Raw genomic sequence first — 22,591 nt, 5'->3', positions numbered from 1 at the left:
CCCGGGGCGGGGGTGCCCCCGGTGGGGGCACCCCCGCCGCCGTTCTTCGTCCCGCTCCCGCGGTCCCCGCCGCGCCGCCCGCCCCCGGCCCGTTCAGAACGGCCGCAGCGCCGGCTCCTTGCGCCCGCCGCCGAGCAGCCGCTCCAGCGCCCCCTCCACGTCCCCGCGCCAGGAGAGCGTGGTCCGCGCCTCCAGCCGCAGCCTCGGGTAGCGGGCGTGCGGCCGGACGGTCCTGAAGCCGACCGCGAGCAGGTGGTCGGCCGGCAGCACGCAGCTGATCGGCAGCCTTCCGGCCGAGCCGAAGGCCTCGATCGCCCGCACCCCGCGCCCGATCAGGTCCTTGGCCACCGTCTGCACCAGCACCCTGCCGAGTCCCTGGCCCTGGTAGCCCGGCAGCACCCGGCTGACCATCAGCTGGACGGCGTCCGGCGAGACCGGACTGGTCGGGAAGGACTGTGAGCGGGGGACGTAGGCGGGCGGCGCGTAGAGCACGAACCCCGCGGGCCGGTCGTCCACGTAGACGAGCCGACCGCAGGAACCCCACTCCAGCAGCACCGTGGAGATCCACCCCTCCTTCTCCAGCTCCGGCTTCCCGGACTCCACCGCCTCCTTGGCGCTGACCGGATCCAGCTCCCAGAACACGCAGGAGCGGCAGCCGGCCGGGAGGTCCCCCAGGTTGTCCAGCGTCAGCGGAGCGATCCGGCGTCCCATGCCCGTACCTCCTCCTCCACCTCACGGTCGAGCATTCCCCCACGAACACCGATGGGTGCATGTTTCACGTGAAACAGCGCTCACGTGAAGCACGCACCCATCGGTCCGGTGCCCTCGGCCCGAAGCCCGGCTCAGCCCTGCGACAGCCGCAGACCGTCCTCGCCGGGGGCCATGCCCTCCAGGATCCGGTTGAGGTCCTCCACCGAACCGAACTCCAGCACCACCTTGCCCTTGCCCAGCTTGCCGCCGCGCTGCGAGACCTCGACCTTGACCCGGGTGTCGAAGCGGTCCGACAGCCGGCTCGCCAGGTCGTTGAAGGCCGGGGAGAGCAGCTTGCCCGCCTTGGGCGCCTGGCGCTTGGGGTTCTTCCCCTCCTCCGGGCGCATCAGCAGGACGATCTCCTCGACGTTGCGCACCGTGAGGGCCTCGGCCACGATCCGCGCGGCCAGCAGCTCCTGCTGCGCGGCGTCCGGCACCCCGAGCAGCGCCCGGGCGTGCCCGGCCGTCAGCGTTCCGGCCACCAGCCGGGTCTGCACGGTCGGGGGGAGCTTCATCAGCCGCAGGGTGTTGGAAACGTGCGCGCGCGAGCGGCCGATCCGGTCGGCCAGCTCCTCGTGGGTGCAGGAGAAGTCCCGCAGCAGCTGGTCGTAGGCGGCGGCCTCCTCCAGCGGGTTCAGCTCGGCCCGGTGCAGGTTCTCCAGGAGGGCGTCCAGCAGCAGCTTGTCGTCCTCGGTGGCCCGGACGATCGCCGGGATCCGCTCCAGCCCGGCCTCCCGGGACGCGCGCCAGCGGCGCTCGCCCATGATCAGCTCGAAGCTGTCGACGCCGACCTGGCGCACCACGATCGGCTGGAGCAGACCGACCTCCTTGATGGAGGTGACCAGCTCGGCCAGCTTGTCGTCGTCGAAGACCTCGCGCGGCTGGCGCGGGTTGGGGGTGATCGCGTCCAGCGGCAGCTCGGCGAAGTAGGCACCGGCCGGCTGCGCCTGCTCGGCCTGCTTCTCGGCGGCCGCCCGGGCCGCCACCGTGCCGCGGCCGCTCGGCAGCGGCGGCACCGCGCCCGGCGCCACCGGAGCGGCCGGTGCGGGCGCGGTGGGCGCGGGCTTCGCCGCCGCCGCCCCGCCGTCCACCGGCGCGGCGGGGCGGATCAACGCCTCCAGCCCTCGACCCAGACCCCTGCGACCACTCACTGATGACCCTCCGTCGTGCCGTGCTGTGCCACCGGGGCACCGTGCCCCTGCTGGCCGTCCCGCTGCTGACCCACCAGCGAGCCGCCCTGGCCCACCGCACGCAGCGCGAGCTCGCGGGCCGCCTCCAGGTAGGAGAGCGCCCCGGTCGAGCCCGGGTCGTAGGTGAGCACCGTCTGCCCGTAGCTGGGCGCCTCCGAGATGCGCACCGAGCGGGGGATCGCCGTGCTCAGCACCTCTTGCGGGAAGTGGGTCCGGACCTCTTCGGCGACCTGGGCGGCCAGCCTGGTCCGGGCGTCGTACATGGTGAGCAGGATGGTCGACACGTGCAGCGCGGGGTTGAGGTGGGCGCGCACCAGCTCGACGTTGCGCAGCAGCTGGCCGAGGCCCTCCAGCGCGTAGTACTCGCACTGGATCGGGATCAGCACCTCCTGGCCGGCGACCAGGGCGTTGACCGTCAGCAGGCCCAGCGAGGGCGGGCAGTCGATCAGGATGTAGTCCAGCGGCTGCTCGTACGCCGCGATGGCGCGCTGGAGCCGGCTCTCCCGGGCCACCAGGGAGACCAGCTCGATCTCGGCACCGGCCAGGTCGATGGTGGCGGGGACGCAGAACAGCCCCTCGACGTCGTGCACCGGCTGCACCACGTCGGCCAGGGGCTTGCCCTCCACCAGGACGTCGTAGATGGACGGCACGTCGGCGTGGTGGTCGATGCCCAGTGCCGTGGAGGCGTTGCCCTGCGGATCGAGGTCGACGACCAGGACGCGCAGCCCGTGCATGGCCAGCGAGGCGGCCATGTTCACGGTGGTGGTGGTCTTGCCGACCCCGCCCTTCTGGTTGGCGACCACGATCACCCGGGTGGCGGCGGGTCGGGGCAGACCCTCTCCCGCTCGGCCGATCGCCTGGACCGCAGCCTGGGCAGCCCGCGCGATGGGCGTGTCATCGATCTGGTCGATGGTCTCCGAGTCCTGCATGGGGGTCAGTGTTTCACGTGGAACCGGAGCGGCAACAGTCGCAGCCCGGAAGAGGCCGAGCCCGCGGCGGAGCCGCAAATCGAGACTGTCCGAGAGCGAGGGGCGACGTTTCACGTGAAACACCATGCCCGCTATGCCCTAAATCTGACGTTGCGACACTCCGGTGCCCCGGGGGTGCTCCACCGGACACCGGACGGGGGCCCGCCCGCCACCCCGGACGACGAGGGGCGGACGCCCCTCCCGTGGAGGAGGCGTCCGCCCCTGTCCGTGCGTGTCCGACGTCACCCGGTCAGCGGGTGCGGCGCCGCCCGCCCCGGCCGCGCTCGCCGTTGCGGGCGCTCGCGGTACGGCCCGCCCGGGCCGCCTTCGCCCGCCGGGTCGCGGCCTTCACACCGCCGGGGCTCTCCCCCGCCTTGACCTGGACCACCCGGGTCGAGGTCTCCAGGGTGCCCTCGCCGACCGAGATCACGCTCCACTCGACCGCACCCAGCTTGGCCAGACCGGCGCGCGAGTCGGCGAGCTCCTGCTCCGCGCTGTCCCCCTTGAGCGCCAGCATCTGGCCGTGCGGGCGCAGCAGCGGCATGCCCCAGCCGGCCAGCCGCTCCAGCGGCGCCACCGCCCGGGCGGTCACCACGTCGACCGCGAGCTTGCCGACCATCTCCTCGGCGCGGCCGCGCAGCACCGTGACGTTGTCCAGTCCCAGTTCCCGGACGACCTCCTCCAGGAAGGTGGTCCGGCGCAGCAGCGGCTCGAGCAGCGTCACCGAGACGTCCGGCCGGGCCAGCGCCACCGGGATGCCGGGCAGGCCGGCGCCGGAGCCGACGTCGCACAGGGAGGTGCCGTCGGGCAGCAGCTCGGCCAGCACCGCGCAGTTGAGGACGTGGCGGTCCCAGAGCCGGGGCACCTCACGCGGCCCGATCAGCCCGCGCTGGACGCCCGCGGTGGCCAGCAGCTCGGTGTACCGGACCGCGGCGTCGAAGCGGTCGCCGAAGACCTCCCGGGCGACAGCCGGTGCCTCGCCCGGCCCGGCCGCCTCGCTCGGCACAGTCACCTCGGCGGCCCGCCCCTCGGCGGCCGGGTCCACGTCCTCCCCCGGCCGGCCGGCAGCCGCGTTCTCCGTGTCCATCTCGACCTCTCCGATCCCCGGATCCACCGACCCGCTCAACGCACTGTTTCACGTGAAACGTCTCCCGCCGGGGCGCTCCCCGCGGAAGGGACGACGACCCCGCCCGCACGAGGCGGACGGGGTCGCGTCCGGTGAAGCTCTCCGGCCGCCGTGGCGGCCGGTCATCGACCTGCCGCCCTCAGGCCGGCAGCACGACCACGCACCGCTGGGGCTCTTCGCCCTCGGACTCGCTGCGCAGACCGGCAGCGGCGACCGCGTCGTGGACGACCTTGCGCTCGAACGGCGTCATCGGCCGCAGCTTGACCTGCTCGCCGCTGCTCTTCGCCTGCTCGGCGGCCTCGGCACCGAGCGTGGCCAGCTCGGTGCGCTTGCGGGCCCGGAAGCCGGCAATGTCCAGCATGAGGCGGCTGCGCTCGCCGGTCTCCCGGTGGACAGCCAACCGGGTCAGCTCCTGCAGGGCCTCCAGCACCTCGCCGTCCTGGCCGACCAGGCGCTGCAGCGCGCGGTCGTTGCCGTCGCTGACGATGGAGACCAGGGCACGGTCGCCCTCGACGTCCATGTCGATGTCACCGTCGAGGTCCGCGATGTCGAGCAGACCCTCCAGGTAGTCCGCCGCGATGTCGCCCTCCTGCTCCAGGCGGGAGACGAGGTTCTCGTCGGCGCTGGCGGCGGCCTCGGCCTCGACGGCGGAGATGGTGCCTTCCGTCACTGATGGACTCCTTCGGGGATGGGCCCGTCGAACGGGCCGGGAACGAAGCTCTTCGCAGCTGTCACGTCAGGCCCCGGGACCGGGTCAGGACTTCTTCTTCGGCCGCTGGCCACCGCGCTTCGGCTGCTGCCGGGTGCCCTGCTTGGTACCGGCGGGCTTGGTCGCGGCCTGCTTGGCGGCCGCCGGCTTGGTCTCCGGCTCGGCCGGGACGGCGTCGGCGGGTTCCTCGGCCGGGGTGTCCTTGCCGGACTCGCCCTGCTGGCCGGCGGTGCCGTGCTGGCGCTGTGCCTTGGACTGCCGGCGGGGCTGCTGGCGGCGGGCCTGCACCGATTCCTCGACCACCGCGGACGCGGCGGACGCGGCGTTGAGCGCGTCCTTGGACGGGGGCAGCATCCCCCAGAGCGCACCCTTGATCTCCGTGCCGTCCGGACGCAGTCGGCCGGCCTTCTTCAGCCGGGCCTGGCGCTCCTCCCAGGCCTTGCTGCCCGGGGTCGGGTTGTTGTGGATGACGATCAGCTGCTGGCCCATCGACCAGACGTTGGTGGTCAGCCAGTAGACCAGGACGCCGACCGGGAAGTTGATGCCCATCACGGCGAACATGACCGGGAAGACGTACATCAGCATCTTCTGCTGCTGCATGAACGGCGTCTTCACCGTGAGGTCGACGTTCTTGGTCATCAGCTGGCGCTGGGTGACGAACTGCGACAGCGACATCATGATGATCATCACCGCGGTGACGATCTTGACGCTGGTCTCGGTGCTGCCGACGAAGGTCGCGGAGAGCGGGGCACCGAAGATGTGCGCCTTGCCGGCGCTCACCAGCAGGTCACCGTGGATGACGCCGATGTCCTGGCCCTTGGCGACCTTGGCGAGCACCCCGTAGAGGGCGGTGAAGAACGGCGCCTGCACGATGATGGGAAGGCAGCTGGAGAACGGGTTGGTACCCGCCTCCTTGTACAGCTTCATCATCTCTTCGGACTGGCGCTGCCGGTCGTTCTTGTAGCGCTCCTGGATGGCCTTCATCTTCGGCTGGATCGCCTGCATGGCCCGGGTCGCCTTGATCTGCTTCACGAAGAGCGGGATCAGGCAGATCCGGATGACGACCACCATCGAGGCGATGGAAAGACCCCAGGCCCAGCCACCGTCCGGGTTGAAGACGTGGCTGTACAGCGAGTGGAACTGGACGATGATCCAGGACACCGCTGTGTACAGGGGATTCAGGAAGGAGAAGGTCACCGGTCAGGCTCCTTGGACAGGTGGATCGGCCGTGCGGGGCCAATGGGCGCCGGGCCCTCGGGGTCCGGACCGGCGGGGGGTGCGGTCACCGGCACTCCGGCGGCGGACCGGCTCTGCAGCCAGTCTCGCAACCGCCGGTGCCACACCGGGTGCTTGCGCGGCGGGACGTGATCGACCCCGCCGGGCGTCCACGGATTGCAGCGCAGGATGCGCCACGCGGTCAGCCCGCCGCCCTTGACCGCCCCGTGCACCTTCACGGCCTCGTAGCCGTAGTGCGAGCAGGAGGGGTAGTAACGGCAGACCGGACCGAGCAGTGGGCTGATCGTCCACTGGTAGACCCTGATCAGACCCATCAGCAGGTACTTCATCGCCCTGCTCCCGTCGGCGCCGTGGCGGCGGGCTCAGCCTTCAGCAACCGCTTCAGCGCCGCGTCCAGGTCACGTTCGAGGTCCTGGTACGAGGCGGACGCGGCCTGGGGCAGCGCACGCACCACTATCAGGCTACCGGCGGGCAGCCTGGACAGACGATCACGGATGAGATGGCGCAACCGGCGCTTGACCAGGTTGCGAACGACCGCCGGGCCGACGGCCTTGCTCACGACGAAACCCGCACGCGCCGAAGGAGTCCCCTCGGCGACGTGCGGGCGGGAGTCGCTGGTCCGGTCGGTCTGCCCCTGCGGGTCACCGTCTCTGTTGAGATGGACGACCAGAAGGGGCCGGCCGGCCCGACGACCGCGTTTCACCGCGGTCGCGAAGTCCTGGCGCCGCCGCAGCCGATTCTCGGAGGGCAGCACAACAGACTCTGGCGCGGATCAGGCGGACAGGCTGGCGCGGCCCTTGCCACGGCGGGCAGCCAGGATGGCGCGGCCGGCGCGGGTACGCATACGCAGCCGGAAGCCGTGGGTCTTCGCGCGACGACGGTTGTTCGGCTGGAAGGTGCGCTTGCTCACTCGGGGGCTCCTGAGGTGAATCGTAGGATGACGGGGGGTCGCTTGGCCGTCACCGTGCGTCCGCGTGATCTCCCCTGATTCGGAAATCCGGCCCATCGCCCCAGTTCGGCTGGGGTCTGAGGCAATCCACGGCGCCCGTGCTGCGCGCCTTATGGAGCGGGTGGACCCGCGGACATGCGGCAGCGGCCATCGACAACTCGACCTGGTTACGGTACGCGGGACGGGGTCCGAGGGTCAAACCCGCCGTCTTCGACCCGGTTTACCCACAGCCTGTGGACAACGACTTGATCCGGCTCTGTTCGCTGACTACCGTTGCAGGACTTGTCTGGTTTGTTCTTGGAAAGCGTGCACCAGTGGCTGATGTCAACAGCGACCTCGTCCCGGTCTGGGCCAGGGTCGTCGAGCGGCTGGTCAGCGACCCCGATGTCGGGGAGATGGACAAACAGTGGGTGCAGCGCACCCAGCCGATGTGGATGATGCACGACACCGCCCTGCTGGCGACCCCGAACGAGCGGGCCAAGCAGGTGCTGGAGGGTCGGCTGCTGCCGCAGCTCACCGAGGCCCTCAGCCGCGAGCTCGACCGCCCGGTCCGGATCGCCGTGATGGTCGACGCCAACGCCGTGCCGACCACCCCCGCCCCCCAGGCCCCCGCCGAGCCGTACCCGGGCCCGGCCGAGGACGCCGGCGGCTACGGCGGCCAGGACTACCAGCAGCCCTACGAGCAGGACCAGCCGTACGAGCAGCGCCAGCCGTACGAGCAGGAGCAGCCGTACCAGCAGGACCCGGCCTACGGGCAGGACTACGAGCGCCCCCGCTACGACACCGGCGGCTACGAGCAGCGCCCCGCGCCCTACGGCGGCCCCTCCGCCGGCCCGCAGGGCTGGCCGGGCTACCAGGACCAGCCCGTCCGCTACGAGCCCGAGGAGCCCGCCTCCCGCCCCGCGCCGCGTCCCGTCCCGGGCCCGCCCTCGACCACCCAGGGCGACCTCTTCGGCGGCGCCTACGGCCCCGGCCCGAACGAGCAGCCGCGCGGCGGCGCGGGCCGCCGCACCGCCGGTTCCCGCCCCTCCGGCGGCCGCCCCGCGGAGAAGGCCGCCCCGGAGCGCTCCGCCGTCCCCGGCGTGCCCGCCCCGCCCGGCGCTCCCCCGGCCGGCGGCTCCCGCAAGGACGAGCCGGCCGCCCGGCTGAACCCCAAGTACCTGTTCGACACCTTCGTCATCGGCGCGAGCAACCGCTTCGCGCACGCGGCGGCCGTGGCGGTCGCCGAGGCGCCGGCCAAGGCGTACAACCCGCTCTTCATCTACGGCGAGTCCGGGCTGGGCAAGACCCACCTGCTGCACGCCATCGGGCACTACTCGCGCAGCCTCTTCCCGGGCACCCGGGTGCGCTACGTGTCCTCCGAGGAGTTCACCAACGAGTTCATCAACTCGATCCGGGACGGCAAGGCGGACACCTTCCGCCGCCGCTACCGGGACATGGACATCCTGCTCGTGGACGACATCCAGTTCCTCGCGAGCAAGGAGTCCACGCAGGAGGAGTTCTTCCACACCTTCAACACGCTCCACAACGCCAACAAGCAGATCGTCCTCTCGTCGGACCGGCCGCCCAAGCTGCTGACCACGCTGGAGGACCGGCTGCGCAACCGCTTCGAGTGGGGACTGATCACCGACGTCACCCCGCCGGAGCTGGAGACCCGGATCGCGATCCTGCGCAAGAAGGCGATCCAGGAGCAACTCAACGCTCCCGCCGACGTGTTGGAGTTCATCGCGTCCCGGATCACCCGAAACATCCGGGAGTTGGAGGGCGCGCTCATCCGGGTCACCGCCTTCGCCAACCTCAACCGGGCGCCGGTGGACCTGGAGTTGGCCGGGATCGTCCTCAAGGATCTGATCCCCGGCGGCGACGAGGACGCCGGCCCGGAGATCACCGCGCAGGTCATCATGCAGCAGACCGCCGCGTACTTCGGACTGGGCGTGGACGACCTCTGCGGATCCTCACGCAGCCGCGTGCTGGTGACGGCCCGCCAGATCGCGATGTACCTGTGCCGGGAGCTCACCGACCTGTCGCTGCCGAAGATCGGCGCGCAGTTCGGCGGCCGCGACCACACCACGGTGATGCACGCGGACCGCAAGATCCGCTCGCTGATGGCCGAGCGCCGCTCGATCTACAACCAGGTCACCGAACTCACCAACCGCATCAAGAGCTAGCGGCTGCCGCACCCGCGGCCGGAGGGCGTCAGGAGCGATCCTGACGCCCTTTTTCGCGCATCCGCAGGTGTGCACCGCGCGCCGGCTGGGCAGGAACCCGGTGGACGGACGGTCCACCAGTCCACAGCCCGCGCCGAACAACTGACCGGTGATTCGAAAACCCGGGGCGCGCAAGGCCGTTGTCCACAGGGCGGGTGGCTTCTCCACCGTCCACAGGCCGGGGAGCCCGGAGTTATCCAGAATTCGTCCACAGGCCCGCCGCCGCTACGCTCTTCCGCGCAGGTCAGGTGCCTGTGGACTTGTGCACAACGGTTATCCACAGGGTGTGGACAATTGACGGGCCACCAGTGGGCCGTCCGGGTTGTCCACCGGTTGTCCCCAGGGCCGGGCCGGTTATCCCCAGGTTGTCCACAGCGGCGTCCACAGTTCGACAACCGTGTGTCGTCGTTCATACCCTGGTGTGAAAGGCGTCACGAAAAGTTGACCGGCGCCCGTGGATAACCGGGCCCGGATCTGGGGACAGCCCTGGGGATAACCTGTGGATACCCTGCGTGCCCTGTGGGTAACGCTCGGCTGTCCACAGCGCGGCCTGCCCGTCCACAGCCGCCGTCCACAGCGACTGTGGACAAAATTCGGGCCCTGACCTGCGGAAACGGGGTTATCCACGGTTTCCACAGGCCCTACTACTACCACTACACAGATAGACCGTGGACTTGCTTTCAAAGTGGGTGGGTCCCGAATCTGTGGACAACGCGTCCGGCCGTGGACCCCGACATCTGTTCGGCTTGCTTCCGCCCGTCTGCCCCGTCTGTCGGCGGAGTACGTCAGACTGTCCTTGCGACTGGAAGCGGAGTGAGCAGAGCTCGGCGGACAGGCGGACCCACGATCAAGATCAGACGAACCAGAGTGCGAGCGGGAGCGCTCGATCCAGGAGGCGGTTACCGGTGAAGTTCCGGGTGGAGCGTGACGTCCTCGCGGAGGCGGTGGCCTGGGCTGCCCGCAGCCTCCCGGCACGGCCGCCGGTGCCGGTGCTGGCCGGCCTGCTGCTGACGGCGCAGGAGGGCAGCCTGGCGCTGTCCGGCTTCGACTACGAGGTCTCGGCCCGGGTCGAGCTGGAGGCGGACGTCGAGGAGGCCGGCACCGTCCTGGTCTCCGGCCGGCTGCTGAACGACATCTCCCGCAACCTCCCCAACCGGCCCGTGGAGATCTCCACCGACGGCCAGCGGGTCAGCGTGGTCTGCGGCAGCTCCCGCTTCACCCTCCCCACCCTCCCGGTGGACGAGTACCCGACGCTGCCCCAGATGCCGACCGCCACCGGCACCGTCGCCGGGGACGTCTTCGCCTCCGCCGTCAGCCAGGCCGCGGTCGCCGCCGGCCGGGACGACACCCTCCCGGTGCTCACCGGCGTCCGGGTCGAGATCGAGGGCGACCGGATCACCCTGGCCGCCACCGACCGCTACCGCTTCGCCGTCCGCGACCTGCTGTGGAAGCCCGAGCAGTCGGACATCTCCGCGGTCGCCCTGGTCCCCGCCAAGACCCTGCAGGACATCGCCAAGTCCCTGGGCAGCGGCGACACCGTCTCCATCGCACTGTCCTCGGGCGGCGCGGGCGAGGGCCTGATCGGCTTCGAGGGCGCCGGCCGCCGGACCACCACCCGGCTGCTGGAGGGCGAGTTCCCCAAGTTCCGCAGCCTCTTCCCGACCGAGTTCAACGCGGTCGCCGCGATCCAGACCCAGCCCTTCCTGGAGGCGCTCAAGCGCGTCTCGCTGGTCGCCGAGCGCAACACCCCGGTCCGCCTCAACTTCGAGGAGGGCGTGCTGACGCTGGAGGCCGGCTCGGGCGACGACGCCCAGGCCACCGAGCGGATCGAGGCCTCGCTGGAGGGCGACGCCATCTCGATCGCGTTCAACCCGGGCTACCTGGAGGAGGGCCTCAAGGCCATCGACTCCGCCTACGCCCAGCTCAGCTTCACCACCCCGACCAAGCCCGCCCTGCTCAGCGGCAAGGTCTCGGTGGACGCCGAGGAGGACAAGGCCTACCAGTACCTGATCATGCCGGTCCGCCTCTCCGGCTGATCCCCGGGAGCGGCATGATCCCGGGGGTGTGGGGGTCGCTCCCCACAGGGTGGAGCATGCCGGTCCGCCTCTCCGGCTGACCCGGTCCGCCCCGGCTGATCCCGCCGTACGCGTCCCGTCCACAGGCTGTGCACACCCGCTGTGCACAGCCTGTGGACGTCTCCCCCGGTCGGCCTGACCACAGGCGGGCGCCGATGGTTCAGCGCGTAGGCTCAGGGCGTGCGGCAACGGCGCCGCCGGCAGGCACGTCACCACAGGTAAGGACTTGGTCATGGAGCTCGGCCTCATCGGTCTCGGCAAGATGGGCGGCAACATGCGCGAGCGGATCCGCCGCGCCGGCCACACCGTCATCGGCTACGACCGCAATCCGGACATCTCCGACGTCGAGAGCCTGCAGGAGCTCGTCACCAAGCTGCAGGGCCCGCGCGTGGTCTGGGTGATGGTCCCGGCCGGTGCCGCGACCCAGGCGACCGTCGACGAGCTCGCCGAGCTGCTCTCCCCCGGCGACGTGGTCGTCGACGGCGGCAACTCGCGCTGGACCGACGACGTCAAGCACGCCGAGACGCTGGCCGCCAAGGGCATCGGCTTCGTCGACTGCGGTGTCTCCGGCGGTGTCTGGGGCCTGGAGAACGGCTACGCGCTGATGTACGGCGGCGACGCCGAGCACGTCGCCCGGGTCCAGCCGGTCTTCGACGCGCTCAAGCCCGAGGGTGACTTCGGCTCGGTGCACGCGGGCGCGGTGGGCGCCGGCCACTTCGCCAAGATGGTCCACAACGGCATCGAGTACGCGATGATGCAGGCCTTCGCCGAGGGCTGGGAGCTGCTGGAGGCGGCCCCCGAGGTCACCGACGTGCGCGAGGTCTTCCGCAGCTGGCAGGAGGGCACGGTCATCCGCTCCTGGCTGCTGGACCTGGCCGTCCGGGCCCTGGACGAGGACGAGCACCTGGCCAAGCTGCGCGGCTGGGCCGCGGACTCCGGCGAGGGCCGCTGGACCGTCGAGGCCGCGATCGACCACGCCGTGCCGCTGCCGGCGATCACCGCCTCGCTGTTCGCCCGCTTCGCCTCCCGGCAGGACGATTCGCCGCAGATGAAGATGATCGCCGCGCTGCGCAACCAGTTCGGCGGCCACGCGGTCGAGTCGAAGTAGTCCCCACCGGGGCGCGAGCCCCGGTCCATCCACAGAAGGCGGGCGCAGTCCACAGCCATGCACGTCGCGCACCTGTCGCTCGCCGACTTCCGGTCGTACGCCCGGGCCGAGGTTCCCCTCGACCCGGGCGTGACGGCCTTCGTGGGGCCCAACGGCCAGGGCAAGACCAACCTGGTCGAGGCGATCGGTTACGTCGCCACCCTGGGCAGCCACCGGGTCGCGACCGACGCCCCGCTGATCCGGCTGGGCGCCGAGCGGGCGGTGATCCGCACCTCGGTGGTGGACCGCGGCCGTTCCACCCTGGTCGAGCTGGAGCTCGCCCCGGGCAAGGCCAACCGGGCCCGGATCAACCGCTCCGACAACGTCCGCCCGCGCGACGTGCTGGGCCTGCTGCGCACCGTGCTGTTCGCTCCGGAGGACCTCAGCCTCGTCAAGGGTGACCCGGGCGAGCGCCGGCGCTTCCTGGACGAGCTGCTGACCGCCCGTGCGCCCCGGCTGGCCGGTGTGCGGCAGGACTACGAACGGGTGCTCAAGCAGCGCAACGCCCTGCTGAAGACCGCCGCGATGGCCCGTCGGGCCGGTGGCGGCAAGGGCGCGGACCTGTCCACCCTGGAGGTCTGGGACGGTCATCTGGCGCGCGCCGGAGCCGAGTTGACGGCCTTCCGGATCCAGCTGGTGGCCGCCCTGCAGCCGCTGGTGACGGCGGCCTACGGGCAGTTGGCCCCCGGTGGCGGCGAGACCTCCCTGGAGTACCGCAGTTCCTTCGAGGGCGAGCTGCCGACCAGCCGGGAGCAGGCCGAGGAGCAGTTGCTGCGGGCGCTGCAGGCGGTCCGCAAGCAGGAGGTCGACCGCGGCCTCACCCTGGTCGGCCCGCACCGCGACGAGCTGGTGCTCAGGCTCGGCCCGCTGCCCGCCAAGGGCTACGCCAGCCACGGTGAGTCCTGGTCGTACGCGCTCGCGCTGCGGCTGGCCTCGTACGAACTGCTGCGGTCCGACGGTGGCGAGCCGGTGCTGATCCTGGACGACGTGTTCGCCGAGCTGGACGCGGCCCGTCGGGACCGGCTGGCGGAGCTGGTGGCCGACGGCGAGCAGGTGCTGGTGACCGCGGCGGTCGCCGAGGACGTGCCGAAGGCCCTGGCCGGTGCCCGGTTCGCGGTGGCCGACGGGGCCGTGGACCGCGTCGACGCCTGACCGTCCGGCCTCCCGGCCGCAGGACGACCACCGCCGCGATCCGCGGCGTCCGGGCGCTCACGTAGGCTGGAAGGCTCGACGGGCGCGCGACCGTGACCGTTGTCCACAGGCTGGGGAAAGGAGATCGCCGTGAGCGATCCGGCGGGGACCGAACGCCCCCTCCCCGGGCCCGGCGCCCCCGAGCCGACCGGTGCCGACCTCGCCCGCTCCGTGCTCCGGGCGGCTCGCGCCCAGGCCCGCCAGCGCGGTGAGCAGGTCCAGCAGAAACGTGAGGCCAAGCGGCACGGGCTGCGCAGCGGAGCCCGTTCGGACGGCCGGGACCCGGTCCCGCTGGGGGCGGCGCTGAACAGGTTGCTGACGGAGCGCGGCTGGGAGTCCTCGGCCGCCGTCGGCGGGGTGATGGGGCGCTGGCCGCAGATCGTCGGCCCGGACATCGCCGCGCACTGTCACCCCTCTTCCTACGACGAGGCGGCCGCGGTGCTCACCGTGCAGTGCGACTCCACCGCATGGGCCACTCAACTCCGTTGGCTGGCACGGCAGTTGGTGGCCCGCCTGAACCACGAGCTGGGCCACGGCACGGTCAAGACCATCAAGGTGCTGGGCCCGGCCGCACCCGCCCGCGGCTACGGCCGGCTGCGCGCGCCGGGGAGCAAGGGGCCGGGCGACACCTGGGGGTGACCGGTGCGCCCGCCCGTCCCCCGGGGGGCGGATCGGATGGCGATCTTCCGGAACCCCTGACAGCCCTCCCAGGCGCTCTGGGGCCCCCGGGCGAGTATCGGGACACGTGCGGAGGGGATTCAGGGCGGCGTATCTGCCTTCAAGGGCTGCCAAACGCCCATCTCTGTCAGTCGTACCGGTAGACTGAGAGCCAAACACTGTTGCTAGTGGCAACCGAGTCTAAACGCCGTGGTCGCACGCTCGCCCGCACGGGGCGGGGATGCGGCCCGTGCTGTGCCAGAGAGGGCGCTTCGTGGCCGATTCCGGCAACCCCAGCCAGACCCCAGACCAGTCCGACCAGGCTTCCTACACCGGTAGCAACATCCAGGTGCTGGAAGGCCTCGACGCCGTCCGCAAGCGCCCCGGCATGTACATCGGTTCCACCGGCGAGCGTGGCCTGCACCACCTGGTGCAGGAGGTCGTGGACAACTCCGTCGACGAGGCGATGGCGGGGTACGCCGACACCATCGACGTCACGATCATGGCCGACGGCGCGATCCGCGTCGTCGACAACGGCCGAGGCATCCCGGTCGACATCGTCCCCGGCCAGGACAAGCCGGCCGTCGAGGTCGTGCTCACCGTCCTGCACGCCGGCGGAAAGTTCGGCGGCGGCGGCTACGCCGTCTCCGGCGGTCTGCACGGCGTCGGCGTCTCCGTCGTGAACGCGCTGTCCACCAGGCTCTCCGTGGAGATCCACAAGGACGGCAGCATCTGGACCCAGGACTACAAGATGGGTGCCCCGGCCGCCCCCCTGGCCAAGGGCGAGGCGACCGAACGGACCGGCACCACGGTCACCTTCTGGGCCGACGCCGACATCTTCGAGACCACCGTCTACTCCTTCGAGACGCTCTCCCGGCGCTTCCAGGAGATGGCCTTCCTCAACAAGGGCCTGTCGATCTCGCTGACCGACGAGCGCCCGGAGCACGTGGACGAGGAGGGCAAGCCGCTCACCGTCACGTACAAGTACGACGGCGGCATCGCCGACTTCGTCGCCCACCTCAACTCCCGCAAGGGCGAGGTCATCCACCCCTCGGTGATCGACTTCGAGGCGGAGGACAAGGACAAGGCGATCTCGGTGGAGATCGCGATGCAGTGGAACTCCTCCTACACCGAGGGGGTCTACAGCTTCGCCAACACCATCCACACGCACGGCGGCGGCACCCACGAGGAGGGCTTCCGCGCCGCGCTGACCGGCCTGGTCAACCGCTACGCGCGGGACAAGAAGCTGCTCCGCGAGAAGGACGACAACCTCTCCGGCGAGGACATCCGCGAGGGCCTGACCGCGATCATCTCGGTCAAGCTCGGCGAGCCGCAGTTCGAGGGCCAGACCAAGGACAAGCTCGGCAACACCGAGGCCAAGACCTTCGTCCAGAAGGTCGTCCACGAGCACCTGAACGACTGGCTGGACCGCAACCCCACCGAGGCCTCGGACATCATCCGCAAGTCCATCCAGGCCGCCACCGCGCGCGTCGCCGCCCGCAAGGCCCGCGACCTCACGCGTCGCAAGGGCCTGCTGGAGTCCGCCTCGCTGCCGGGCAAGCTCTCGGACTGCCAGTCCAAGGACCCGTCCGAGTGCGAGATCTTCATCGTCGAGGGTGACTCCGCCGGCGGCTCGGCCAAGCAGGGCCGCGACCCGCGCACCCAGGCCATCCTGCCGATCCGCGGCAAGATCCTGAACGTCGAGAAGGCCCGGATCGACAAGGTGCTGCAGAACACCGAGGTCCAGGCGCTGATCTCGGCCTTCGGCTGCGGCATCCAGGAGGACTACGACGAGTCCAAGCTGCGGTACCACAAGATCGTCCTGATGGCCGACGCCGACGTCGACGGGCAGCACATCCGCACCCTGCTGCTGACCCTGCTGTTCCGCTTCATGCGGCCGCTGGTCGAGTCCGGGTACGTCTACCTCGCCATGCCGCCGCTGTACAAGATCAAGTGGGGCAAGGACGACTTCGAGTACGCCTACTCCGACCGCGAGCGCGACGCGCTGATCGCGGCCGGGGTCGGGGCCGGGCGCCGGCTCCCCAAGGACGACGCGATCCAGCGCTTCAAGGGTCTCGGCGAGATGAACGCCGAGGAGCTCCGGGTCACCACCATGGACGCCGAGCACCGGCTGCTGCTCCAGGTCACCCTGGAGGACGCCGCCCGCGCCGACGAGCTGTTCTCCGTGCTGATGGGCGAGGACGTCGAGGCCCGCCGCTCCTTCATCCAGCGCAACGCCAAGGACGTCCGCTTCCTGGACGTGTGACGCCTGCAGCCCAGGCCCCGCACGTACCAGTCCGCGTGAAAGGAAACTGACCACCAGTGGTCGACGACAACCGTCCCGAAGGCGAACAGCCCGAGACCCCCGAGGCCGCCGAGGCCACCGCCCAGGCGACCATGCGGATCGAGCCGGTCGAGCTCGAGACCGAGATGCAGCGCTCGTACCTCGACTACGCGATGAGCGTGATCGTCAGCCGAGCGCTGCCCGAGGTCCGCGACGGCCTCAAGCCGGTGCACCGCCGCGTGCTCTACGCGATGTACGACGGCGGGTACCGCCCCGAGAAGGGCTACTACAAGTGCGCCCGCGTCGTCGGCGACGTCATGGGCAACTACCACCCGCACGGTGACACCTCGATCTACGACACCGTGGTCCGGCTGGCCCAGCCGTGGTCGCTGCGGATGCCGCTGGTGGACGGCAACGGCAACTTCGGGTCCCCGGGCAACGACCCGGCCGCGGCCATGCGCTACACCGAGTGCAAGATGATGCCGCTGGCCATGGAGATGATGCGCGACATCGACGAGGACACCGTCGACTTCGCCGCCAACTACGACGGCCGCTCGCAGGAGCCGACCGTCCTGCCCGCGCGCATCCCCAACCTGCTGGTCAACGGTGCCACCGGCATCGCGGTCGGCATGGCCACCAACATCCCGCCGCACAACCTCCGTGAGGTCGCCTCCGGTGCGCTCTGGGCGCTGGAGCACCCGGACGCCTCCAACGAGGAGCTGCTGGAGGCCCTGATCGAGCGGATCAAGGGCCCCGACTTCCCCACCGGTGCGCTGATCGTCGGCCACCGCGGGATCGACGACTACTACCGCACCGGCCGCGGCTCGGTCACCATGCGCGCCGTCGTCGAGGTCGAGGAGATCCAGGGCCGCCAGTGCCTGGTGATCACCGAGCTGCCGTACCAGGTCAACCCGGACAACCTCGCGCTGAAGATCGCCGACCTGGTCAAGGACGGCCGGGTCGCCGGCATCGCCGACGTCCGCGACGAGTCCTCGTCCCGCACCGGCACCCGCCTGGTGGTCGTGCTCAAGCGCGACGCGGTCGCCAAGGTCGTGCTGAACAACCTGTACAAGCACACCGAGCTGCAGACCAACTTCGGCGCCAACATGCTGGCCCTGGTCGACGGCGTGCCGCGCACCCTGTCGCTCGACGCCTTCATCCGGCACTGGGTCAACCACCAGGTCGAGGTCATCGTCCGGCGCACCACCTTCCGCCTGCGCAAGGCCGAGGAGCGCGCCCACATCCTGCGCGCCCTGCTCAAGGCCCTGGACCTGATCGACGAGGTCATCGCGCTGATCCGGGCCTCGGCGAGCGCCGACGCCGCCCGCACCGGCCTGATGGGCCTGCTCGACATCGACGAGCTGCAGGCCAACGCCATCCTGGAGATGCAGCTCCGCCGCCTGGCCGCCCTGGAGCGCCAGCGGATCACGGACGAGCACGACGAGCTGCAGCGCAAGATCGACGAGTACAACGCGATCCTGGCCTCGCCGACCCGCCAGCGGGAGATCATCTCCGAGGAGCTCACCGCGATCGTCGAGAAGTACGGCGACGACCGGCGCTCCACCCTCATCCCGTCCGACGGCGACCTCTCCATCGAGGACCTCATCGCCGAGGAGGACATCGTCGTCACGATCACCCGTGGCGGCTACGTCAAGCGGACCCGCTCCGACCTCTACCGCTCGCAGAAGCGCGGCGGCAAGGGCGTGCGCGGTGCCCAGCTGAAGCAGGACGACATCGTCGACCACTTCTTCGTGACGACGACCCACAACTGGATCCTGTTCTTCACCAACAAGGGCCGGGTCTACCGCGCCAAGGGCTACGAGCTGCCGGACGCCGGCCGCGACGCCCGCGGTCAGCACGTCGCCAACCTGCTGGCCTTCCAGCCGGAGGAGCACATCGCCCAGGTGATGGCCGTCCGGACGTACGAGGACAAGCCGTACCTGGTCCTCGCCACCCGGGCCGGCCTGGTGAAGAAGTCCCCGTTGAAGGACTACGACTCCCCGCGCTCCGGCGGCCTGATCGCGATCAACCTGCGCCAGGACGAGGAGGGCCGGGACGACGAGCTGATCGGCGCCGAGCTGGTCTCCTCCGAGGACGACCTGCTGCTGGTCTCCAAGAAGGCCCAGTCGATCCGCTTCACCGCGACCGACGACGCCCTGCGGCCCACCGGCCGCGCGACCTCCGGCGTCAAGGGCATGGCCTTCCGCGAGGACGACGAACTGCTCTCGATGAACGTCGTCCGTCCGGGCACCTACGTCTTCACCGCCACGGACGGCGGGTACGCCAAGCGCACCGGCGTGGACGAGTACCGTGTCCAGGGACGCGGCGGTTACGGCACCAAGGCGGCGAAGATCGTCGAGGGCCGCGGCTCGCTCGTCGGCGCACTCGTGGTCGACGAATCCGACGAGATCATGGCGATCACCCTCTCGGGTGGGGTGATTCGCACAAGGGTTTCCGAGGTTCGTGAAACCGGACGTGACACGATGGGCGTCCAACTGATCAACCTCGGGAAGCGTGACGCGGTCGTGGGCATGGCCCGCAACGCGGAAGCCGAGGACGAGGAGACTGCGGAGGACGAGGTCGCTGGCACCGAGTCCACCGAGACGGCCGAGGGTACGGAGACGGTGGTCGACGGAGACGTCGAGGCCTGAAACGAACCGCAGACCGGTGATGCCGCGTCCACAGAGAGGACGCGGCGCCACCGGACGCCGACCAGTTCCGGGCAATCCCGCCGGGCGCTGGATGACGAGTGACGAAGCAGGGCGGCGCCGCCGCCCTGGTGGGAAGTGCGGGAGGACCAGGTGAGTGGAGCCACGGGTGCTGCGGGAGGAACCTCCGGCGGCCGTCCGGGCGCGCAGGGCGGGGGGTCGTACGGCGGCGTACCGCAGCCGCCGACCGAGCACTCGGCCGCGTCCACCTCGCTGATGCCGTCGGCCGGGGGCGCGGGTCAGAGCGGCGCGACCTACGGCGGTCAGACGCCTCCGCCGCCGGGCGCCGCGGCGCCCGGCTCGGGGGGCTTCTCCCAGCCGACCACGTACGCCAAGGGGCAGCCGACCCCGGCCCGGGGCACCCGGACCTCCGGCAACACGCCGCCGGGCGGCACCCCCGTCCCCGGGGCGGCCCGCCGCCCCGCCGGCGCGCCCGCGGCGGCCGGTCCCGGCCTCGGCCGGACCCGCAAGGCCCGGCTGCGGGTGACCAAGGTCGACCCGTGGTCCGTGATGAAGGTCAGCTTCCTGCTGTCGCTGGCCGTCGGCATCATCATCATCGTGGCCTCGGCCGTGCTGTGGATGACGCTGGACTCGCTCGGCGTCTTCGATTCGCTGAGCAAGACCCTCAAGGACGTCACGGGCTCCGACAGCACCGGCGGCGTCAACCTCATGGACTACGTCGGCTTCGGCAAGGTGATGACCTTCACCACGCTGATCGCCGTGGTCGACGTCGTCCTGCTGACCGCGCTGTCCACCCTCTCCGCGTTCATCTACAACGCGGCGGCCGGCTTCACCGGCGGCGTCGAGCTGACCCTGGCCGAGGAGGACTGATCCCGACCGGGTCCTGACCCGCGCTCAGTTCCCCGTCCACGGACGGAATGTACGGGCCCCACCGGCTGTTGCAGCCGGTGGGGCCCGTTCGGCATTCGGGTGACAGCCGGCACCCCGCGGCGTGCCGCCCGGAAGCCGGTCGGCCGCGGTGGGATTAGCTGGGTGGCGCCCGTTCCGCGCCTGGGAGTGCCGCAGGCCGCCCCCGGTCCGCCCGACCGGGCCGGGTGGGTTCAGCAGGACGACTGGACGGAGGCGCGCGGTGGCGAAGCTCGCAGGTCAACTGGTCGAGGCCCTGGAAGGGCTGCTGGGGGTTCCGGTACCGCTGCGGGTCCGGGTCTGGGACGGCAGCGTCGCCGGGCCGCCGGGGGCGCCCACCGTGGTCCTGCGCAACCGCCGGGCACTGCGCCGCGTGCTCTGGCAGCCCGGCGAGCTGGGCCTCGCCCGCGCCTACGTCGCCGGGGACCTGGAGGTCGCCCCCGGCACCGACCTCTACGAGGTGCTCTCGGCGGTCGGCCGGTTCGCCGAGCGGCCGGAGATCCGCACGCTCGCCCTCGGACCGCGCGACGTCCTCGGCGCCGGGGGCCGCCGGGTCCTCGCGGCCGCCCTGCGGGCCGGGGCGCTCGGCCCCGAGCCGGCGCCGCCCCGGGAGGAGGTCAGCAGGGCCCGGGAGCGGCTGCACAGCCGCAACCGGGACCGCGCGGCCATCAGCCACCACTACGACGTCGGGAACGACTTCTACGGCCTCGTGCTGGGCTCCTCGATGGTCTACTCGTGCGCCTACTGGACGCCGGGGGCGAAGAGCCTGGAAGCCGCCCAGGAGGCCAAGCTCGACCTGATCTGCCGCAAGCTCGGTCTGCGGCCCGGGATGCGCCTGCTGGACGTCGGCTGCGGCTGGGGCTCACTCCTGCTGCACGCGGCGGAGCACTACGGGGTCGTCGCGGTCGGCGTGTCCATCTCCACCGAACAGGTCGCGCTGGCCCGCGCCCGGGTCGAGGCGGCCGGCCTGACCGACCGGGTCGAGGTCCGGCTCCAGGACTACCGGGAGATCACGGACGGGCCGTTCGACGCGATCTCCAGCGTCGGGATGGCCGAGCACGTCGGCTCCGAGCAGTACCGGATCTACGCGGAGGGCCTGTACCGGCTGCTGGCCCCCGGCGGCCGGCTGCTCAACCACCAGATCGCCCGCCGCCCCGACCACCCCGGTGAGCCGCACCGCACCAGCCCCTTCATCGACCGCTACGTCTTCCCCGACGGCGAGCTCTCCCCCGTCGGTTCCACCGTGGCCCGGCTGGAGGAGGCCGGCTTCGAGGTCCGGGACGTCGAGTCGCTGCGCGAGCACTACGGGCTGACCCTGCGCGAGTGGGTGGCCAACCTGGAAGCGCACTGGACGGAGGCCGTCCGGCTGGTCGGCCGGGGCCGGGCCCGGGTCTGGCGGCTGTACATGGCGGCCTCCGCGCTCGCCTTCGAGCAGAACCGGATCGGGATCAACCAGGTCCTCGCCGTTCGCGGCACCGAGGGCGGGTCGGCGGGCCTCCCGCCGACCCGCGAGGAGTGGCTGCTGCGCCCCGCCGCCGGCGCGCCGCAGCTGTTCGCCGGGATCCCCGCCGCGGCCCCGGCCGATCCGGATTTGGGGGATCGGCCGTCGGTCCGCTAATCTTTCAGTGCGGCAAGGGCCTATAGCTCAGACGGTTAGAGCGCTTCCCTGATAAGGAAGAGGCCACAGGTTCAAGTCCTGTTAGGCCCACCACCCCGAAGGCCCCGGAGTGATCCACTCCGGGGCCTTCGACGTTTTCGGGCTGCTGAGCAGGCCGGCGGAGGCGGCGCCCGGGCCGTACGGGCCCGGCCCGCACGGGCCCTCCCCGGGCCGGTCGCACCCGGGCGGAGCGGCCGGTAGGAGGTGCTGCGTCAATCCTCGGACCGGACCGCCGGGTTGGCCGCACCGGTGGCTGGTCACGATTGGGACACCGGTGTGTATCATCGGCCGCAAGGGCGGTCTGGCACCCGGCCGCCCGTTCGCGCTCGAAACGCAACTGGACTCGTCGGCCCGGTCAGTCAGGCCGGATCCGGCTCTTGAGTCCACCAACGCAAGAAGGACGAGGTCCCGCGGTGAAGAAGCTTCTCCTGGTCGCCCTGGTCGCCCTCGGCGGCTTCTTTGTCTACCGTCAGGTCCAGGCGGACCGCGCCGAGCAGGACCTGTGGACCGAGGCCACCGACCCGGTCCCGGCCGGTCGCTGAATCCGGGCGATCTGACGATCGACGGTCTTCGGAGGCGCCGACCCGCGCCTCCCGGGCCGGCCGGCCCGGTCGACCGACCGGACCGGCCGCACCCGGGGAACGGCACTGCCGACGGGGGACGGCGCTGGGAAACGCGCCGGAACCCGGTACGCTAGTGCCCGTTGGCACGCGCGGTGCCGTCGAGGGGCATTAGCTCAGTTGGTAGAGCGCTGCCTTTGCAAGGCAGATGTCAGGAGTTCGAGTCTCCTATGCTCCACAGTTCGTAGCAGTCACCGATCGGCCGCCCGCCAGGGGCCAGGGAGGCCGCCCAAATCTCTTTAAGCGCCCG

Annotated in this window: 19 protein-coding genes and 2 tRNA genes; 12 read left to right on the top strand and 9 right to left on the bottom strand. The window is 71.2% G+C overall.

Annotated elements, in window-relative coordinates; all coding sequences use genetic code 11:
- Positions 1-93: 93 nt before the first annotated feature.
- The 9 genes from ACFV04_RS36520 to rpmH form a co-directional block, all read right to left on the bottom strand.
- Positions 94-711 carry a GNAT family N-acetyltransferase gene (locus tag ACFV04_RS36520; RefSeq protein ID WP_360260004.1) on the bottom strand — a complete coding sequence of 206 codons (618 nt, stop codon included), beginning with the start codon at positions 709-711 and terminating at the stop codon, positions 94-96.
- 131 nt (positions 712-842) lie between these two features.
- Positions 843-1,901, bottom strand: coding sequence for a ParB/RepB/Spo0J family partition protein (locus tag ACFV04_RS36515; RefSeq protein ID WP_380337162.1), 1,059 nt, complete (start codon positions 1,899-1,901; stop codon positions 843-845).
- On the bottom strand, positions 1,898-2,842 hold the full coding sequence (locus tag ACFV04_RS36510) for a ParA family protein (protein WP_380337226.1): 945 nt from the start codon (positions 2,840-2,842) through the stop codon (positions 1,898-1,900). The genes ACFV04_RS36515 and ACFV04_RS36510 overlap by 4 nt, the downstream gene beginning before the upstream one ends.
- 316 nt (positions 2,843-3,158) lie before the next feature.
- Complete coding sequence (gene rsmG, locus ACFV04_RS36505; RefSeq protein ID WP_380337165.1) at positions 3,159-3,995, bottom strand: 16S rRNA (guanine(527)-N(7))-methyltransferase RsmG; 837 nt, start codon at positions 3,993-3,995, stop codon at positions 3,159-3,161.
- A gap of 178 nt (positions 3,996-4,173) precedes the next feature.
- Complete coding sequence (locus ACFV04_RS36500) at positions 4,174-4,704, bottom strand: R3H domain-containing nucleic acid-binding protein (RefSeq protein WP_360259995.1); 531 nt, start codon at positions 4,702-4,704, stop codon at positions 4,174-4,176.
- A gap of 84 nt (positions 4,705-4,788) precedes the next feature.
- The gene (yidC, locus tag ACFV04_RS36495; RefSeq protein WP_380337169.1) at positions 4,789-5,940 is read right to left on the bottom strand and encodes a membrane protein insertase YidC; all 1,152 of its coding nucleotides are present in this window, start codon (positions 5,938-5,940) and stop codon (positions 4,789-4,791) included.
- Entirely contained in the window at positions 5,937-6,308 is a 372-nt protein-coding gene (gene yidD, locus ACFV04_RS36490) for a membrane protein insertion efficiency factor YidD (RefSeq protein ID WP_380337172.1), read from the bottom strand. The genes yidC and yidD overlap by 4 nt, the downstream gene beginning before the upstream one ends.
- On the bottom strand, positions 6,305-6,733 hold the full coding sequence (gene rnpA / locus ACFV04_RS36485) for a ribonuclease P protein component (protein ID WP_360259987.1): 429 nt from the start codon (positions 6,731-6,733) through the stop codon (positions 6,305-6,307). The genes yidD and rnpA overlap by 4 nt, the downstream gene beginning before the upstream one ends.
- Before the next feature lie 18 nt (positions 6,734-6,751).
- Complete coding sequence (gene rpmH, locus ACFV04_RS36480) at positions 6,752-6,889, bottom strand: 50S ribosomal protein L34 (RefSeq protein WP_030059672.1); 138 nt, start codon at positions 6,887-6,889, stop codon at positions 6,752-6,754.
- Between the two features lie 353 nt (positions 6,890-7,242).
- Here rpmH and dnaA point away from each other — a divergent pair, with 353 nt between their 5' ends.
- The 12 genes from dnaA to ACFV04_RS36420 all read left to right on the top strand — a co-directional run bounded on the left by dnaA (position 7,243) and on the right by ACFV04_RS36420 (position 22,519).
- Positions 7,243-9,096, top strand: a complete 1,854-nt coding sequence (gene dnaA / locus ACFV04_RS36475) for a chromosomal replication initiator protein DnaA (RefSeq protein ID WP_380337175.1) — start codon at positions 7,243-7,245, stop codon at positions 9,094-9,096.
- Positions 9,097-10,040: 944 nt separating this feature from the next.
- Positions 10,041-11,171 carry a DNA polymerase III subunit beta gene (gene dnaN / locus ACFV04_RS36470; RefSeq protein ID WP_360259983.1) on the top strand — a complete coding sequence of 377 codons (1,131 nt, stop codon included), beginning with the start codon at positions 10,041-10,043 and terminating at the stop codon, positions 11,169-11,171.
- A gap of 271 nt (positions 11,172-11,442) precedes the next feature.
- Entirely contained in the window at positions 11,443-12,318 is an 876-nt protein-coding gene (gnd, locus tag ACFV04_RS36465) for a phosphogluconate dehydrogenase (NAD(+)-dependent, decarboxylating) (RefSeq protein WP_380337178.1), read from the top strand.
- A 57-nt stretch (positions 12,319-12,375) separates the two neighbouring features.
- Positions 12,376-13,509: a DNA replication/repair protein RecF gene (recF, locus tag ACFV04_RS36460; RefSeq protein ID WP_360259978.1), complete on the top strand. Its 1,134-nt coding sequence runs from the start codon at positions 12,376-12,378 to the stop codon at positions 13,507-13,509.
- A gap of 129 nt (positions 13,510-13,638) precedes the next feature.
- Positions 13,639-14,187 carry a DUF721 domain-containing protein gene (locus ACFV04_RS36455; protein WP_380337182.1) on the top strand — a complete coding sequence of 183 codons (549 nt, stop codon included), beginning with the start codon at positions 13,639-13,641 and terminating at the stop codon, positions 14,185-14,187.
- Between the two features lie 268 nt (positions 14,188-14,455).
- Positions 14,456-16,471 carry a DNA topoisomerase (ATP-hydrolyzing) subunit B gene (gene gyrB / locus ACFV04_RS36450; protein WP_380337185.1) on the top strand — a complete coding sequence of 672 codons (2,016 nt, stop codon included), beginning with the start codon at positions 14,456-14,458 and terminating at the stop codon, positions 16,469-16,471.
- Positions 16,472-16,602: 131 nt separating this feature from the next.
- On the top strand, positions 16,603-19,140 hold the full coding sequence (gene gyrA / locus ACFV04_RS36445; protein ID WP_380337229.1) for a DNA gyrase subunit A: 2,538 nt from the start codon (positions 16,603-16,605) through the stop codon (positions 19,138-19,140).
- Positions 19,141-19,290: 150 nt separating this feature from the next.
- The gene (locus tag ACFV04_RS36440; protein ID WP_380337188.1) at positions 19,291-20,028 is read left to right on the top strand and encodes a DUF3566 domain-containing protein; all 738 of its coding nucleotides are present in this window, start codon (positions 19,291-19,293) and stop codon (positions 20,026-20,028) included.
- Between the two features lie 259 nt (positions 20,029-20,287).
- Positions 20,288-21,682, top strand: coding sequence for a class I SAM-dependent methyltransferase (locus ACFV04_RS36435; protein WP_380535222.1), 1,395 nt, complete (start codon positions 20,288-20,290; stop codon positions 21,680-21,682).
- Between the two features lie 16 nt (positions 21,683-21,698).
- Positions 21,699-21,775, top strand: a tRNA-Ile gene (locus ACFV04_RS36430).
- A 359-nt stretch (positions 21,776-22,134) separates the two neighbouring features.
- Positions 22,135-22,263 (top strand): DLW-39 family protein, encoded by a 129-nt coding sequence (locus ACFV04_RS36425; protein ID WP_014137031.1) that lies wholly within the window; start codon positions 22,135-22,137, stop codon positions 22,261-22,263.
- A gap of 183 nt (positions 22,264-22,446) precedes the next feature.
- A tRNA-Ala gene (locus tag ACFV04_RS36420) sits at positions 22,447-22,519 on the top strand.
- The last annotated feature ends 72 nt before the right edge of the window (positions 22,520-22,591 follow it).

The organism is Kitasatospora sp. NPDC059599 (genome assembly GCF_042735125.1).
Taxonomy (GTDB): domain Bacteria; phylum Actinomycetota; class Actinomycetes; order Streptomycetales; family Streptomycetaceae; genus Kitasatospora.
This window is presented reverse-complemented; position numbering and strand designations above follow the sequence as displayed.

Excerpts from the sequence above, each read along its gene's own strand:
- ACFV04_RS36520 (WP_360260004.1), bottom strand. The coding sequence starts at position 711 with ATGGGACGCCGGATCGCTCCGCTGACGCTGGACAACCTGGGGGACCTC.
- rsmG (WP_380337165.1), bottom strand. The coding sequence starts at position 3,995 with ATGGACACGGAGAACGCGGCTGCCGGCCGGCCGGGGGAGGACGTGGAC.
- yidD (WP_380337172.1), bottom strand. The coding sequence starts at position 6,308 with ATGAAGTACCTGCTGATGGGTCTGATCAGGGTCTACCAGTGGACGATC.
- gnd (WP_380337178.1), top strand. The coding sequence starts at position 11,443 with ATGGAGCTCGGCCTCATCGGTCTCGGCAAGATGGGCGGCAACATGCGC.
- recF (WP_360259978.1), top strand. The coding sequence starts at position 12,376 with ATGCACGTCGCGCACCTGTCGCTCGCCGACTTCCGGTCGTACGCCCGG.
- gyrA (WP_380337229.1), top strand. The coding sequence starts at position 16,603 with ATGCGGATCGAGCCGGTCGAGCTCGAGACCGAGATGCAGCGCTCGTAC.